The 14,249-nt window shown below is 47.2% G+C and carries 14 protein-coding genes; 8 read left to right on the top strand and 6 right to left on the bottom strand.

What is annotated here, in order from left to right; all coding sequences use genetic code 11:
• The first annotated feature begins 31 nt into the window (after positions 1 to 31).
• Positions 32 to 1,441, top strand: a complete 1,410-nt coding sequence (locus I2H74_RS03100; protein WP_195571551.1) for a L,D-transpeptidase — start codon at positions 32 to 34, stop codon at positions 1,439 to 1,441.
• Between the two features lie 60 nt (positions 1,442 to 1,501).
• Here I2H74_RS03100 and I2H74_RS03095 read toward each other — a convergent pair whose 3' ends face one another.
• Positions 1,502 to 1,639 carry a hypothetical protein gene (locus I2H74_RS03095; RefSeq protein WP_195571549.1) on the bottom strand — a complete coding sequence of 46 codons (138 nt, stop codon included), beginning with the start codon at positions 1,637 to 1,639 and terminating at the stop codon, positions 1,502 to 1,504.
• 261 nt (positions 1,640 to 1,900) lie between these two features.
• Between I2H74_RS03095 and I2H74_RS03090 the strand changes: the two genes are divergently transcribed.
• Both I2H74_RS03090 and I2H74_RS03085 read left to right on the top strand, forming a co-directional pair.
• The gene (locus tag I2H74_RS03090) at positions 1,901 to 2,998 is read left to right on the top strand and encodes a quinone-dependent dihydroorotate dehydrogenase (RefSeq protein WP_195571547.1); all 1,098 of its coding nucleotides are present in this window, start codon (positions 1,901 to 1,903) and stop codon (positions 2,996 to 2,998) included.
• A 54-nt stretch (positions 2,999 to 3,052) separates the two neighbouring features.
• Positions 3,053 to 3,868, top strand: coding sequence for a GTP pyrophosphokinase (locus tag I2H74_RS03085; protein WP_195571545.1), 816 nt, complete (start codon positions 3,053 to 3,055; stop codon positions 3,866 to 3,868).
• Positions 3,869 to 3,943: 75 nt separating this feature from the next.
• Here the strand turns inward: I2H74_RS03085 and I2H74_RS03080 are convergent, their stop codons facing one another.
• The 3 genes from I2H74_RS03080 to I2H74_RS03070 are packed head-to-tail and all read right to left on the bottom strand — an operon-like array spanning position 3,944 to position 7,153.
• Positions 3,944 to 5,038 carry an efflux RND transporter periplasmic adaptor subunit gene (locus I2H74_RS03080; protein ID WP_195571543.1) on the bottom strand — a complete coding sequence of 365 codons (1,095 nt, stop codon included), beginning with the start codon at positions 5,036 to 5,038 and terminating at the stop codon, positions 3,944 to 3,946.
• A 49-nt stretch (positions 5,039 to 5,087) separates the two neighbouring features.
• Positions 5,088 to 6,455: an ABC transporter permease gene (locus I2H74_RS03075; protein ID WP_195571541.1), complete on the bottom strand. Its 1,368-nt coding sequence runs from the start codon at positions 6,453 to 6,455 to the stop codon at positions 5,088 to 5,090.
• Positions 6,452 to 7,153 (bottom strand): ABC transporter ATP-binding protein, encoded by a 702-nt coding sequence (locus I2H74_RS03070; RefSeq protein ID WP_195571539.1) that lies wholly within the window; start codon positions 7,151 to 7,153, stop codon positions 6,452 to 6,454. Before I2H74_RS03070 ends, I2H74_RS03075 begins: the two co-directional genes overlap by 4 nt.
• A gap of 352 nt (positions 7,154 to 7,505) precedes the next feature.
• On the opposite strand from I2H74_RS03070, the gene I2H74_RS03065 reads away from it, so the two are divergent.
• The 3 genes from I2H74_RS03065 to I2H74_RS03055 are packed head-to-tail and all read left to right on the top strand — an operon-like array spanning position 7,506 to position 10,667.
• Positions 7,506 to 9,095: an RsmB/NOP family class I SAM-dependent RNA methyltransferase gene (locus I2H74_RS03065; protein ID WP_195571537.1), complete on the top strand. Its 1,590-nt coding sequence runs from the start codon at positions 7,506 to 7,508 to the stop codon at positions 9,093 to 9,095.
• Complete coding sequence (locus I2H74_RS03060) at positions 9,095 to 9,838, top strand: pseudouridine synthase (RefSeq protein ID WP_195571535.1); 744 nt, start codon at positions 9,095 to 9,097, stop codon at positions 9,836 to 9,838. Before I2H74_RS03065 ends, I2H74_RS03060 begins: the two co-directional genes overlap by 1 nt.
• 34 nt (positions 9,839 to 9,872) lie before the next feature.
• Entirely contained in the window at positions 9,873 to 10,667 is a 795-nt protein-coding gene (locus tag I2H74_RS03055) for a Cof-type HAD-IIB family hydrolase (RefSeq protein ID WP_324254004.1), read from the top strand.
• A 64-nt stretch (positions 10,668 to 10,731) separates the two neighbouring features.
• Here I2H74_RS03055 and I2H74_RS03050 read toward each other — a convergent pair whose 3' ends face one another.
• Positions 10,732 to 10,824 (bottom strand): YjcZ family sporulation protein, encoded by a 93-nt coding sequence (locus I2H74_RS03050; protein ID WP_195571531.1) that lies wholly within the window; start codon positions 10,822 to 10,824, stop codon positions 10,732 to 10,734.
• A 445-nt stretch (positions 10,825 to 11,269) separates the two neighbouring features.
• Between I2H74_RS03050 and I2H74_RS03045 the strand changes: the two genes are divergently transcribed.
• Positions 11,270 to 12,202 (top strand): ABC transporter ATP-binding protein, encoded by a 933-nt coding sequence (locus I2H74_RS03045; RefSeq protein ID WP_195571529.1) that lies wholly within the window; start codon positions 11,270 to 11,272, stop codon positions 12,200 to 12,202.
• Entirely contained in the window at positions 12,199 to 12,957 is a 759-nt protein-coding gene (locus tag I2H74_RS03040; RefSeq protein WP_195571527.1) for an ABC transporter permease, read from the top strand. Before I2H74_RS03045 ends, I2H74_RS03040 begins: the two co-directional genes overlap by 4 nt.
• 51 nt (positions 12,958 to 13,008) lie before the next feature.
• Here the strand turns inward: I2H74_RS03040 and I2H74_RS03035 are convergent, their stop codons facing one another.
• Positions 13,009 to 14,178, bottom strand: a complete 1,170-nt coding sequence (locus I2H74_RS03035) for a sensor domain-containing diguanylate cyclase (protein ID WP_195571525.1) — start codon at positions 14,176 to 14,178, stop codon at positions 13,009 to 13,011.
• Positions 14,179 to 14,249 lie beyond the last annotated feature (71 nt).

Here is a 14,249-nt window from a genome sequence, read left to right as displayed (position 1 = left end):
CAAGGAATAGAAGATATGCAGGAGGACCAATATGAGCAAACAGCAGGGGAATGCCGGATTCTCCGCTAAAGATCAAGCTTATATGAAGAAGTATGTAGAATCTCATCCTGATAGCCGCATGGCATGGTATTTGCTCGGCAAGGAATATGAGCGAATCGGTGAGATGAATAAGGCAAGGTACTGCTTCAATGAAGCTGGCGATATCTATAAAGCCTTTGAAAATGAACCTTTGCCCGCGGAAATGGCTGCAGAGGCAGAAGAGAAGCGTCAGAAGATTATAGAGTGGAAGTTTGCTAAGAAGAGAAGACGAAAAGTACTTGCTCGAACAGTGGGCTTGACGATCATGCTGTTGCTGTTCGGTACACTTCTTGTAACAGGCGATGCTGACGCGCCTCCATCTGACAAACAGCAGGCAGCGAGTGAAGAAGCCAGCGGCACAAATCTTGAGCAGCCAAAAGAGGCGCCAAAGGAGCGCATTTATCTTGCGAAGAAAGGGGCTGCTGAGGAGCAGGGCAAACTGCTGGCGAAGCTATTAAAGGCGCCATTACCAGCACGTTCTTCTGCATTGGTCGTGGAGCAGGAGGCTGTAGGCAGATGGAAACTGTGGACGCAGGAGCCTGAGCCGGCATATGCGCTTCAAGCGACGGATAAAGCGCGAGTCACGAAGATCACACAGTTGAATGCTGAAGATTGTGAATGTGAGGAAGAACAGACTAAGAGCAAGGATCGAGCGGCGACATGGGCCATTGATCAGGAAAAGCGGATGATGGGAAGATCTATGCTAACCGCGGTGCTCGCGCTCGGTGAGACGCCTCCTGCGGAATTAAAGAGTCTTGCAGGACGGTATCCAGACAATTGGATATCAGGTGTGGATCAGACGCTTGTTCCCTATTACAAGCAGGCGTATGCGGAGTGGAAGGCATTAGGAGCTCTTCCAAAGCAAAAGGGGATTAAGAAGCTTTGGGAGCAGGTCGCTTCGCAAGAATCGACTCCATTTCATGAACCAATGCGCATTGTGGTAGATAAAGCGAACTATCGTCTGGCACTCATTAGCGGAGATCAGATTCTGCGAAATTATGCTGTAGGCCTTGGCGGCAAGCGTACTCCTGAAGGGGAATTTATCATCACGGAGAAAGTGGTCAATCCAAATGGAAGTGCGACGGGAGCATTCGGCAGCAGAGGGATGACACTGTCCAATACGCTGTATGCGATTCATGGTACGGATGAGCCGGAAAGCATGGGGAAGGATCAATCACTGGGCTGTGTAAGAATGCTGCGCGAGGATGTGGAGGAGTTGTTCGACATTGTTCCTATGGGGACGAAGGTGACGATCACATCTGGCGTACTTCCGGACAAGAAGCTTATTCCTGCGGAAGATCGGTATCATGTGCCGTTAACATCAGGTCAAGACAATCCTAACAAGGTATACAAATGGCTATAAGAGAAGTTCATCATCAGCAAGCCGAGCCCCGATGCGGGACTCGGTTTGCTGATTTCGTTTTTATAAGAATAAGATCATCAAGACGACAAGCAGCAGTACAACGAAGGATAGGGAGCCAATCACCCATTTTAGAGCAGCGCGATTCATTTCTTCATGCTGCTTATGGGGCATGGCAGGCTTAACTCGTTTAACAGACATGAACATCACCTTTCTTTTACGCGTCATTGAAGTCGCATGATCTAGAATGAATAAACAAATCGTATACTATTATTGTAAACGGTTTCTCTTATTTGGGCTATAGTTTTGCGTAGGCTTGCTCTTTTCATTTAGAGATGAAACGATTAAACTGTTGCATAGGCAAAATGTCTGATTCGGAAACAAGTGGAATCAAGCTAACCATTTTCTATAATTTTATGTTAGAATAAATTACATGATAACTGACGAACGGAGTGACATCTTTTGTTATACCGTAATTTCCTGAAACCAATATTTTTCCGTATGGACCCTGAACAAGCGCATCATACTGTTATGGGAGGGCTCGCGACCGCAGCGAAGATCCCTGGGGCGCTTTCAATCATGAAGGGCTTATATGGCGTGCAAGAAGATCCTATGCTTGCTACGGATTTGTTCGGTCTTCATTTTCATAGTCCGATTGGCCTCGCGGCTGGCTTAGACAAGAATGCGGAGGCTGTAAAAGGACTTTCTTCCGTAGGTTTTGGATTTTTGGAGGTTGGTACGGTAACGCCTGTAGGACAGCCCGGTAATGAGAAGCCAAGAATGTTCCGATTGCCAGAAGACGATGCGCTCATCAATCGTATGGGCTTCAACAATAAGGGTGCCGATGCCATGCTGACTCGCTTGTCTCAACTGAAGCAGCATACGGTACCGATATGGGTGAATATCGGTAAGAACAAAGTGACCCCGAACGAAGCCGCCCACGAAGATTATCTATCCTGTATTCGGAAGCTTTACCCGGTAGCAGACTTATTTGTGGTGAATATCAGCTCGCCTAATACACCTAATCTCCGTAATCTCCAGCATGGTGAAGAGCTCCGTCAGCTTCTTGGCCAGATTGTTCAAGAGATGAAGCTTCAAAATGAAGCTGTAGGGCGTAACAAAGCGGTACTGGTCAAAATCGCGCCAGACGTGACGGAGGAAGAGCTTGCTCATATGACGGAAACGATCGTAGAGAGCGGCGTGTCCGGCATTATCGCAACGAACACGACACTGTCACGAATGGGCACAACTAATCAGAATCGCTTGGAAAGCGGCGGTTTAAGCGGAAAACCGTTAACAATACGTTCGGCTGAGGTCATTCGTCAGGTCTATCAGTATACCGACGGTAAAATACCGATTATCGGTTCAGGCGGTGTGTTTACAGCAGAGGATGCCTATGCACAGATCTGTGCAGGAGCAAGTCTGGTGGAGATCTATACCTCCTTTATTTACCAAGGGCCAGATGTGACTCGAGAGCTAGCTAAAGGACTTAAGCAATTGCTTCAACGAGATGGCTATCAGCATATCTCTGAGGCGGTTGGCCGGGATCATCGGAGATGAGAGGGCCTTTCGCCTTATAGAGCATGAACGGTTGCAAGGACAGGAGGCGTTAAGATGGACGGAAGAGACTGGGGAAAATTTTTATTACCTTATGAACAGGCCGTCGAAGAGCTGAAGGTCAAATTTAAGACCATGCGGAACGAACTGAAGAAGCGCGAAGAATATTCGCCAATCGAATTCGTAACAGGACGTGTAAAGAAGATATCGAGCATTCTTGAGAAATCAAAACGGCTCAGTATTCCTTTTGATGATATTGAACGAGGGATTGAAGATATCGCTGGCATACGCATCATGTGCCAATTCGTAGAGGATATTCGCTATGTAGCGCAGCTGATCCGTAATCGCAAGGATATGAGTGTATTATATGAGAAGGATTATATTACGAATTATAAGGACAGCGGCTATCGAAGCTTCCATATGATCGTAGAGTATCCGGTGCAAACGGCGCTTGGCCAGAAGATTGTTCTGGCTGAGATTCAAATAAGAACGCTTGCGATGAATTTCTGGGCGACGATTGAGCATTCGCTCAACTATAAGTTTCGAGATCGCCTGCCCGAGGACGTGAAGGAACGCTTGAAGAAGGCTGCTGAGGCTGCTTTCGTACTCGATAATGAGATGACGAGCATTCGCCAGGAGATTCTCGATGCGCAGAGGAGCTTTGAGGACAAATCAAGAATCGTGCAGAATTGCTTGACGTTTATCCAAGAGCTGTACTTCTATCATCAGATAAATGAAGCGATTGAGTATCAGAATCGATTCAATGAAGTGTGGCAGCAGGAGGATTTGACAGGTCTTCGTCAGCTTGAAGAGGAGCTTATTCAGGCAATAAGCGATGCGAAGCGCAATAACAATGCGAATAAGCTTGAATAAATAGAAGAAAGGCTCGTCTCCTAGGGAGGCGAGCCTTTTATGTGTTTGTATAAGAACCATTTCAATCACATCGTATTATTGCAAGACGACGACGTCACCAGGCTTAAGCCCATCCAATACTTCGATCTTCTCGGGGGTTTCCATCCCTGTCTTGATGTCCCTACGGACGGCTTGTCCATCGGCTTGACGCAGCATAACATAGGAACCGTCTCCATCCTTCATGACGGCTACAGTCGGAACGACCACTGCGCCTTCTTTTCGCTCCGTTTCGATTTGGCCTGTAAGGCTAAGTCCTGCAATTAATTGCTCATTCGTCTCCAAGCTAATGATAACTTCAAATTGTGCAGGCTGGTTGCTGTTGGAGTCGGTGCCGCTCTTCGCGAATTTCGATACTTTGAGCACTTTTCCATTTAAGCTCGTATCCTTAAGCGCATTGATGGTCACCTTCACAGGCATACCTTCCTTAATGCTGAATACATCCTGCTCCCCGACGTAGCTAACGAGCTGGAGCTTGTTCATATCCACGATCTTCCCGATGCGCTCGTTCTCCTGGACAAGCTGAGGCAGCTTGCTAGCATCATCATAGAGGAAGATCCCTCCTGTTGAGGCGCCATAGCTGGCTTGACTCATCTTGCTTTGCTTATCCGCAATATCCTGCTTCTGCATATCCGTCGAAACTTGGTTGATTTCACTTTGAATTTCTTTTTGAAGCTTCTCTGTCTCACGTTCAATGAACTGTTTCTTTGCATTTTCTTCGGTATATTCCATCTCGTTTACTTGCTGTGCAGTCTGCTGCTGCAGGCTGCTGAGCTTCGCCTCAAGCTCTTGTTTTTTCAGGTTGGCTTCGGTCTGGGCGACTTCCTGTCGAAGCTCTTTTGTGCTGAGCTGGAACAGCACATCGCCTTTCTTAACCTGTTGACCATCCTTTACATTCCACTTTTGAACCTTGCCGGTAAACGGAGCATATACGATCGTTTCTTTTTCATAGGTGGATTTGCCTTTCACTTCGATATTGTGAATAAGGGTCTCCTTCGCAATGTTAAAGGATATCATCGAATCAAGGTCGCCGGCTTCCATAACAGGCCCCTGCGGCTTGCTGAATTGATAAAGACCGTAGCTGATGCCGGCAAGGATAACAATAACAACCAGCCATTTAATTTTTTTCTTCATAAAAGGTACGTCCTCCCTTTGTTGTGCAACGAGCATGATTCAATCCAATCTAATCGCGTTTGATCGCAGTTAAGGCATCCGTTCTAGATGCGGACAGGGCAGGGTAGATGCCTGACAACACTCCAGTCAATATCGCAAAGAAGATGCCGAGCGGAATTATATACAGCGGAATGAAAATAATCGCTTCTTGGCTGGAGGTTGCTGTCATGACGGCTCCATTGATCCCCCAGACGATCCAGTAGGAAATAAGGACGCCAATTAAGCCTCCAATAAAGCCGAGCAAGGCGGCTTCAATAATAAACATGTTTCGAATCTGTCCGAGGTTTGCACCTAATACCTTCATGATCCCAATCTGTCTTCTTCGCTGATAAGTGGACATGGTCATCGCAACAACAATGGAGATAGAGGCGATCAGCAGGACGAACAAGCCTGCACCCAGCGCGATGGTGCGAATGATGGCAAACTGCTCTGTTAACCGGTCTTTTTGTTCCAAGTTGGTTTGGGTGTTTAGGACAAGCTTCTTAATTTGCTCCTCCACCTGCTTTACGTTCTCCTGTTGATCCACTTTCACCACAACGGAGTTGTATTGTCCCTTCTTCAGCGGCGTCACACCGCTGTACTCCGTCAGCTTCAATGCATCCATAAGAAGCTCGGCGGTCTCGAAGGATACATAGGCCTTCTTATCGTAGACGGCCATATTATCGGTTGTATTGGCTGGCTTGGCTAGAATTCCAGTGACCCTCATATATGAGCTCGACAGTTCTTTGTTTGGCTCCATGGTTTGCGTCTTGAAGCGCACCTGCTTCTGATACAGGGATGCAGGCAGTTTCTGAATCTGCTGAATCTGGTTGTTAAGCTCTTCGTTGAATGGATCACGCTCAAGCTTTGAGTATAGATCGTTCATGGCTTGCTGATCGATCAATCCGAAGGTAGCCCCATAGCTAAGCACGACAGTATCCGGAATATCTGATGGTGACCCTTGCTTGAAGGTATTTCCCATGGAAATAAGCTCATTCAAGTCTGTCGCGATCACCTCAACATGATTGTTGCGATCATCGGATAGATACATCGGTAAGTAGGACAAGGACTGCATCGGAAGCGCACTCTTTACATGAGGCAGCTTGCGAATGACCTCAAGCTTCTGATCGGTCAGCTGTCCTCGAATGGCTTCTTCACTGTTGGGGTTGGTTTCGCCGCTGCGGCTGTTGCCTGCTGAGAATGGCATGACGGTGATCTCATCAATCTTTAGAAAAGAGTTCATCTCTTTCTCGGCGTAATTCTGAGCGGAATCTCCTAGGCTCATCGCAACAATAATAGCAGCACAGCCGATCGATATCCCTGCTGCGCATAGGCCGGTCACGACTTTGCGTCGACGCAGCTGATCGAAGGCGAGTGACATATAATCCCGAATTCTCATGTTGTTCCTCCAACGACAGGCTCTGGCACATGCTCCTCCTCGAGATGACCATCACGAAGCATAAGGACGCGCTTGGTATGCTCTGCCACTTCTCGTTCATGCGTGACAATAATAAAGGTGGTGCTCATCGTTCGATTCAGCTGCTTGAGGATCGAGATAATCTCCTCCTCCGTCTTCGTATCGAGATTCCCTGTTGGCTCGTCCGCAAAGATTACAGATGGCTCTGTAATGAGCGAGCGGGCAATACTTACACGCTGCTGCTGACCGCCTGACAATTGAGAGGTGAACATTTCCGACTTGTCAGGAAGGCCTACCTGCTCAAGAAGAATCATAGCTTTTTCTTTTCTCTTTCTTTGGGGAATACCTTGGAAGACTAATGGGAGCTCGATATTTTCCCGAACGGTCAGGTTGGGGATGAGCTCGTACGCTTGAAAAATAAATCCGATATGTGACCTGCGGAATTCAGCAAGCTGATTCTCGCTCATCGTTACGATGTCCTGACCTGCTATGTATATGCTGCCTTCTGTGGGCTTCATCAGTCCAGCCATTAGGTTCAATAGTGTTGATTTGCCTGATCCGGAGCTTCCGAGCAGGGCAACCATGTCTCCTTTATGAACCACAAAATCAATTTGATGCAGGACTTCGGTTAATTCCAGTCCATTGCGGAAGGAATGAGACAGCTGTTTAACTTTAAGCATATTGTCCTCCTTTCTCCTTTCCCGTTAAGCCTTTAAGCCTATGATCGATTGTACATGCTAACATTCAAGGTGAACAAGACAAATGATTCAACGTGACAATATTCATTGGACGATAGTTAGTGAAAAAGTACGTCAATCTTTCAAAATTCGTTTCAATCATGATATGCTGTAGCTATGCAGTAAAGTTGAATAAGAACCAATGATTCAAAAACGGCAGAAGGTCCTGACAAAGCAAGACCGATCGCCTTTGTTTGAGCCTTTTGACCACGTTTTTTATAATCGAGAAAGGCAAGGACGACAGAGATCGCAAGGGATCGTCTGCCTTTTTGTAAAAGAACGAAAGGATGGGAAGATGAAGCTTCCGATAGCATTTGTTACCGCCATGCAGCAGCGACTGGGCGAGGAATTTGAAGCTTTTTTAAAAAGCTATGAGGAGGCTCCTTATGCAGGACTCCGTATCAATACCATTAAGACCAATATAAGCAATGTATTGGATCATATTCCCTACAAGGTCACCCCGATTCCTTGGACGCGAGATGGATTCTATACTCCGCAGGATGCAAGGCCAGGCAAGCACCCTTTCTATTACGCAGGCATGTATTACATTCAAGAACCAAGCGCTATGGCGCCAGTAGAGCTGTTGGATGTTCAGCCGGGAGAACATGTGCTTGACCTGTGCGCGGCGCCGGGAGGAAAGTCTGTTCAGATTAGTGCAGGCCTTCAAGGCACAGGCGTTCTCGTTACGAATGATATTCATCCCGATCGGACAAAGGCGCTGGTGCGCAATATGGAGCTGTACGGAGTAACCCGCTCGATTGTGCTGAATGAACAGCCAGAGCGTATTGCTGCCGCATTTCCAGGTTATTTTGATAAAGTGCTGGTCGATGCCCCATGCTCGGGCGAGGGCATGTTCCGCAAGGATCCCGATATGGTGCGATCCTGGGAGCGTGAGCCCGTAACCAGCTACTCTGTCATGCAGCAGGACATATTGGATGCGGCAGCTAAGGCAGTTGCGCCAGGCGGAACGCTTGTCTACTCGACCTGCACCTTTTCTCCAGAGGAGAATGAGGCGAGCATTGCAAGGTTCCTGACCAAGCATCCTGAGTTCCATGTGAAGCGGGTCGAGCTGAAGCATGGCTGGGCTAACGGGAGACCAGATTGGGCGAAGCAATGCATGGAGGAACATGGCTGGGAGGCAGCACCTGAGGCGATACAGGCAACTCAGCATACCATTCGCTTATGGCCGCATCGCTTGCACGGTGAAGGCCACTATGTAGCTGTGCTCGTGCGCGAGGGAGAGCGCTTAGAACGCCATGATCCGATGTCCGATGCTCATGAAGAGGCAATAAGCGCTTCACTTAACCGATCAGGAGGCAGTCATGAACGAAACGCTTCTGAGCGTCATCAGGCAAAGCTTGTCCGCAAGGGACAAAAAGACACGGTCAAATCTGCTAAACCTAAATACTCGGCAGCTAAAAAAGGGCTCCAAGCTCCTGTAAAAGAGGAATTGGAGGCTTATAAGGCCTTTTGCGACGAACATTTTACCGAAATGCCTGCAAAGCTCAACGTCATGATGAATGCTTATGGATACTGCTGCCCGATCTCGATTGATCGATTGATAGGACTTCGAGTTGTTAGACCAGGATGGTTTCTCGGTACCTTTAAACCACAGCGATTTGAACCCGCACATGCACTCGCTCTAGGTTTGAAGGTGAATCAGGCAAAGCGTCAATATGCTTTATGTCTAGAATCCGAGAAGCTTATTCCTTATCTGAGAGGCGATACCCTGACGATCGATGAAGAGGAGCTTCAATTGCATCTGGGAGCACAAGCTAAGGGCTATGTGCTGCTAACCTTAATGGGCTGCCCATTGGGCTTTGGCAAATGGGTAGACCGACTGTTGAAAAATGAATATCCCGCTGCATGGAGGTGGAATTCGTAATGGCTGCAACAATGCGGGTGGATAAGCTCCTCAGCCATATGGGCTGTGGGACAAGATCAGAAATCAAGAAATGGGCCAAGACAGGCTTGATCCAGGTAAATGGGGCTGTTATCAAAGATAGCGGCAAGCAAATCAATCCTGAGCATGACGAGGTGCGCCTAGACGGCGAAGTCATTCGCTACCGTGAGTTCATATATGTCATGCTGAACAAGCCGCCAGGCGTTATTTCGGCTACGGAGGATCGGTATGACCAGACTGTGATTGATCTGCTGCCGGCAGAACTTCAAGTATTTGAGCCATTTCCTGTAGGCAGACTGGATAAAGACACGGAAGGCTTGCTTCTGTTGTCCAATGACGGCAAGCTCGCCCATGAGCTGCTTTCACCAAAGAAGCATGTACCTAAGACATACTATGCCAAGGTGGAAGGAAGAGTAGACGAGGCGGATGTTGTCGTCTTTCAAGCAGGCGTTACGTTGGATGATGGCTACAAGACGAAGCCTGCCCAGCTAGTCGTTCTTCAAGTAGAGGAACGAGAGATTCCTCTATCTCATATTGAGCTGACAATTTCCGAAGGGAAGTTCCATCAGGTCAAGCGAATGTTTGAGTCGGTAGGCAAGAAGGTTACGTATCTAAAGCGCCTTACGATGGGCACTTTGAAGCTGGATGAAGAACTCGCGCTAGGCGGATGGCGAGAGCTGACGGATAAAGAGTTAGCGGAGCTGAAGCGAGCATCCACAGAATAGACATAGAGAGAAGTCGGAGGGGACCAGCTTGAAAATGAAAATGGTAGCATTAGATATGGATGGTACGCTGCTTTGCGATGATCATAGCTTGTCACCTCAGAATGCAGCTACCATTAAGGAATGTTCCAACCAGGGAATCGAAATTGTCCTGTGCACAGGCAGAAGCCCGAGCAGCACGCTGCCTTATCTGGATGAACTGGGACTGGATGGTGTTGTCATTACACATAATGGGGCTGCGACGATCCAATCAATTGGAAGAAAGGTGTTGCATGCCTTTAGCATGAATCGCGAAGAGTTGGAGCCTTATCTTGCCTTTTGCGAGGAGCGGGACATACACTACGATTTGAATACGACATTTGATCTTTTTGTCACACGCTATGAGGAACTGACACCTGAAATGCTAGGGCTGTACGCGCAGTTCCGCATAGAGCCAAAGAGCTTTCCGGGCTGGGAGCAGCTTGAAAGCCCTGTCGTCAAGATGACCATGAGCGGGGAGAAAGAACGAATGGATCTTCTGGAAGAGGAATTGAAGGCTTGGGACCATAAGCTTCAGTGCATTCGATCAGGAGATTACTTCATTGATGTGATGCATGCGGAAGCGACAAAGGGAAATGCGCTCAAGGAACTGTCTCGCATTCGCGAGATTGATCGGGATCATATTCTCGCAATCGGAAACTATTACAATGATCTGACCATGATTCAGTTCGCCGGCGTTGGCATTGCGATGGACAACTCGCCTGACGACATTAAGGAATTAGCTGATGATGTAACACTATCCAACAACGATGGCGGCGTTCATGCAGCACTTGTAAAGTACGTCTTGTCCTAAATAACGAACAAGAAGGAGGGGGAGCAATCCCCCTCCTTATCGTGGTAGCGTTCGGTTGTTGGAATTAGAAAATAAACGCACAGGAAACGATGACCAACAGGATGAACAACACCAAAATAACACCCGTGGAAGTGTGAATACCTGCTACAGCACTCATTATAATTCCTCCCTTTGCAATGTAGTTGGTCCACACCGAATCGGGCTTGCTTGGTTCCGGGCAGTTGGAGGATGCAGCGGAACCGTCCGTCATTCGGTATATTGTATAGTATGCAAAAGCCTTGATCGGGATTGGACATTTATCCCTATGGACTGCATTTGGGCGCTAGGCAACGGGATAAACGCGGAATATCTCCTGCTTGCCCGATGTTTGCTGTAGGCCATGACGTCATTTGCATCTAATCCTACTTCACTTTGGAAGATGACGATAATGTAAGAGTTTTTCTCGCGATTATGCATTACAATAATAGAAGTCGTCTTGTGGAATAAGATGAATGTAGAATGCAAGACTGAAGCATAGAAGGGCGGAAAGTCCGGTAAGCAGGGGGACGTTCCTACCATATACCGTAAAGTCGGCTAGGGTGTAATGAATAAGGAGTGAGGTCATGAATGATATCGTCGTAGAGATTAAAAATGTGACGAAAAAAATTGGCGGCAAAACGATCATTAATGATTTGTCGTTTAGCGTAAATCGTGGAGAGATATATGGCTTTCTCGGCCCCAATGGTGCAGGTAAGACCACTACGATCCGCATGATGGTTGGACTGATGTCCATGAATTCAGGCGAGATCATCATTGAGGGTCATAATGTGGTGACGGATCGAGCGAAGGCTATGATGCATGTTGGTGCTATCGTAGAGAATCCAGAACTATACAAATTTATGACGGGCCGTCAGAACTTGACCCATTTTGCCCGCATGAGCGGCCGAGAGATTTCTCAAGAGCGCATTGATGAGATTGTGAAGCTGGTTGAGTTGGATCAAGCGCTCGATAAGAAGGTTAAAAATTATTCTCTAGGGATGCGTCAACGCCTAGGAATTGCACAAGCGCTTCTGCATCACCCATCCATTCTGATTCTGGACGAGCCTACGAATGGCTTGGATCCAGCGGGTATTCGCGAGCTGCGTGACTATTTGCGCCGTTTGTCCAGAGAAGAGAACATCTCGATTCTAGTATCGAGCCACTTGCTCTCTGAGATTGAACTGATGTGTGACCGCGTTCTCATTATACAAAATGGTCAGTATGTCGGTGAGCGCTTGCTCGACGGAAGACAGGAAGGGGAGCTTGCAGAAGAAATGCAGGCGATCCAGCTTCAAGTGGATCAGCCGGAGAAGGTGAAGCAGGTGCTCCAGGATACGCCGTGGAGCGTTGCCTCTGAGGAAGGCAATCGATTGATGCTGAGTCTTTCCCATGAGGATATTCCGAAATTAATTGCTGCGCTCGTATCTCAGAATGTGCAGTTGTACGAAGTACGCAAGGTTACACCGACCCTTGAAGATACATTCCTGCAGATGACAAAGGGAGGTCGTATCTTATGAGGTACTTTAACGGACTAGTCAAAAATGAATGGATGAAGGCAACAAGCAAGCGGCAATTGCCTTACTATTATCTCTTCTTAACGCTGCTTACGATTGGGATCGGAGCCGTGATGCGCATGGTTATCGGTGATCGTTCCGGCTATGCAGCGATTGATTCCGTAAGTGTAAGCTTATCTGTACTGCTCACGATCTCCAGCTTTTTCTTTATTGTGGTATCGTCTCAAATTATTACGGATGAGTTCAAGGACGGGACGATCAAGCAGCTGCTAATCCGTCCTGCAAGCCGCACGACGGTACTGATGTCCAAGCTTGTCAACTTGCTGTTGATCATGGCATCTGTATATGTACTGGCCTTTATCTTGTCTGTAGGGGTAGGATTTATCCTCTTCTCAGGAACTACCGAAACGACCTTTATGGACGTGGTTAGACAAGGGCTGCTGACGCTTCCTTCATCCTTGTTCTATTCATTATTTGCATTCATGGTTGCGGTCTTGACAAAGAGCTTGGGACTTGCGATGAGTATTCCGATTATTGTGCAGTCTTTAAGCGGACTGACGCAATTTGTCGCGAATAAGCCTTGGTATAAGTTCTTGATCTTCCCGAACTTGAACTGGGAAGGCTATGTGACGGGCAACGCGAATATGATTCCATTTGCCGGAGGAACGTTTTTCTTTTCCATTATGATTTTTATTGTATATATGCTCGTTCTCTTGCTTGTTTCGATTTATGCATTTAATGCAAGAGATGTTCAATAGGTTATAAAAATCCCCTGCTCGTCTCTCATGACAGGCAGGGGATTGCTGTACTCAGCTGGACCTTTTGCTAAAGTTGTTGGATTGCAGCTGGTCGAAGGTGGTTATTCGATTTTTTCCTCTTTGCTTGGAGCTGTACATCGCCTCGTCGGCTTGTTGAACAAATTCATCTACACTAACATGATTTTTGTGGATGCTGATTCCGAAGCTTCCGGTTACTCCAGTCTCTTGTTCGATCCTAACGCGGATCGTCTCGGCCAGATCTATAGGCGATACATGCTTGTTTGTAATAAAAGCGATTAGTTCTTCGCCGCCGAATCGGCCTGCAATACCGTATTCATCAACCTCTTCACGGATGATTTGAGCGGTTTGTTTAAGCACCTCATCGGCATACAGATGGCCTTCGGTATCGTTCAGCTTTTTAAAATTATCCAGATCACAAAAGATGAGTGCTCCAAACCGATTGCGATGATTAAACCATTGGTTCATGCGCTGATACATATAACGCTTATTATATAAGCCCGTCAAGCCATCCGTTATCGATGTGCGGTAGGTGCTTTGCAAATTCTCAATAATCCGTTCAAAGAAGATGAGGAACAGAATACTATAGAACAACAGCGCGACTAAGTGCTTCGCCGATAACAGGAAAGGATTCGACTCATCGTAAATATATGCATCCATCATCACAATCAGCAGATAAATGTTATAGGTCAGCAGGCTGAGAATATAGTGAATCTTCTGATTGATCCTCGGTGCAATCCACATATAGCACAGAATGGCAGCAACCATCTGATACAGAATGATGGGCCAGTACAAGCTGTGCATGCTTTGGTCTTCTTGTACCCACGCGAAGCAGATAATCGCTATGACTGGAATGCCGCCAATCAGCACGGCGAATCGATTGCGCGCTCGCCGGTTCATGCGCTTGTACAGTCTTAGGACCGCAAGATTCAATAGAATGTAGGATAAAGCCAGCATGGACGCACGGCTGATACCAAACCAATGATGAGGAGCCAGTGTATTTGAGAGATCCGACAGCATTACAATTCGATCGATCAGCACCAGAGCAAGTCCAATGCTAAACAATATATAGGCAAACGAGCGCTGCCGTGTAAATACCCTAATGGACAGTATGATCATGATGACCATAAGGTAAATCAAACAGTATACACTGAAAGCAGCGACTTCGTATGAGTCCGGAATGAACATGAGAAACTCATTCATCAGTTGAGAGCTCCTATACGTTTTTTGTTTACGGAAAGTAAGGTCTAATATATCATAAACAATGGTGAGCG

This window comes from Paenibacillus sp. 1001270B_150601_E10, from assembly GCF_015558675.1.
In the GTDB taxonomy this organism is placed as follows: Bacteria; Bacillota; Bacilli; order Paenibacillales; family Paenibacillaceae; genus Paenibacillus_B.
Note: the sequence above shows the minus strand (reverse complement) of the source record. Positions and strands in the feature narration are given on the sequence as shown.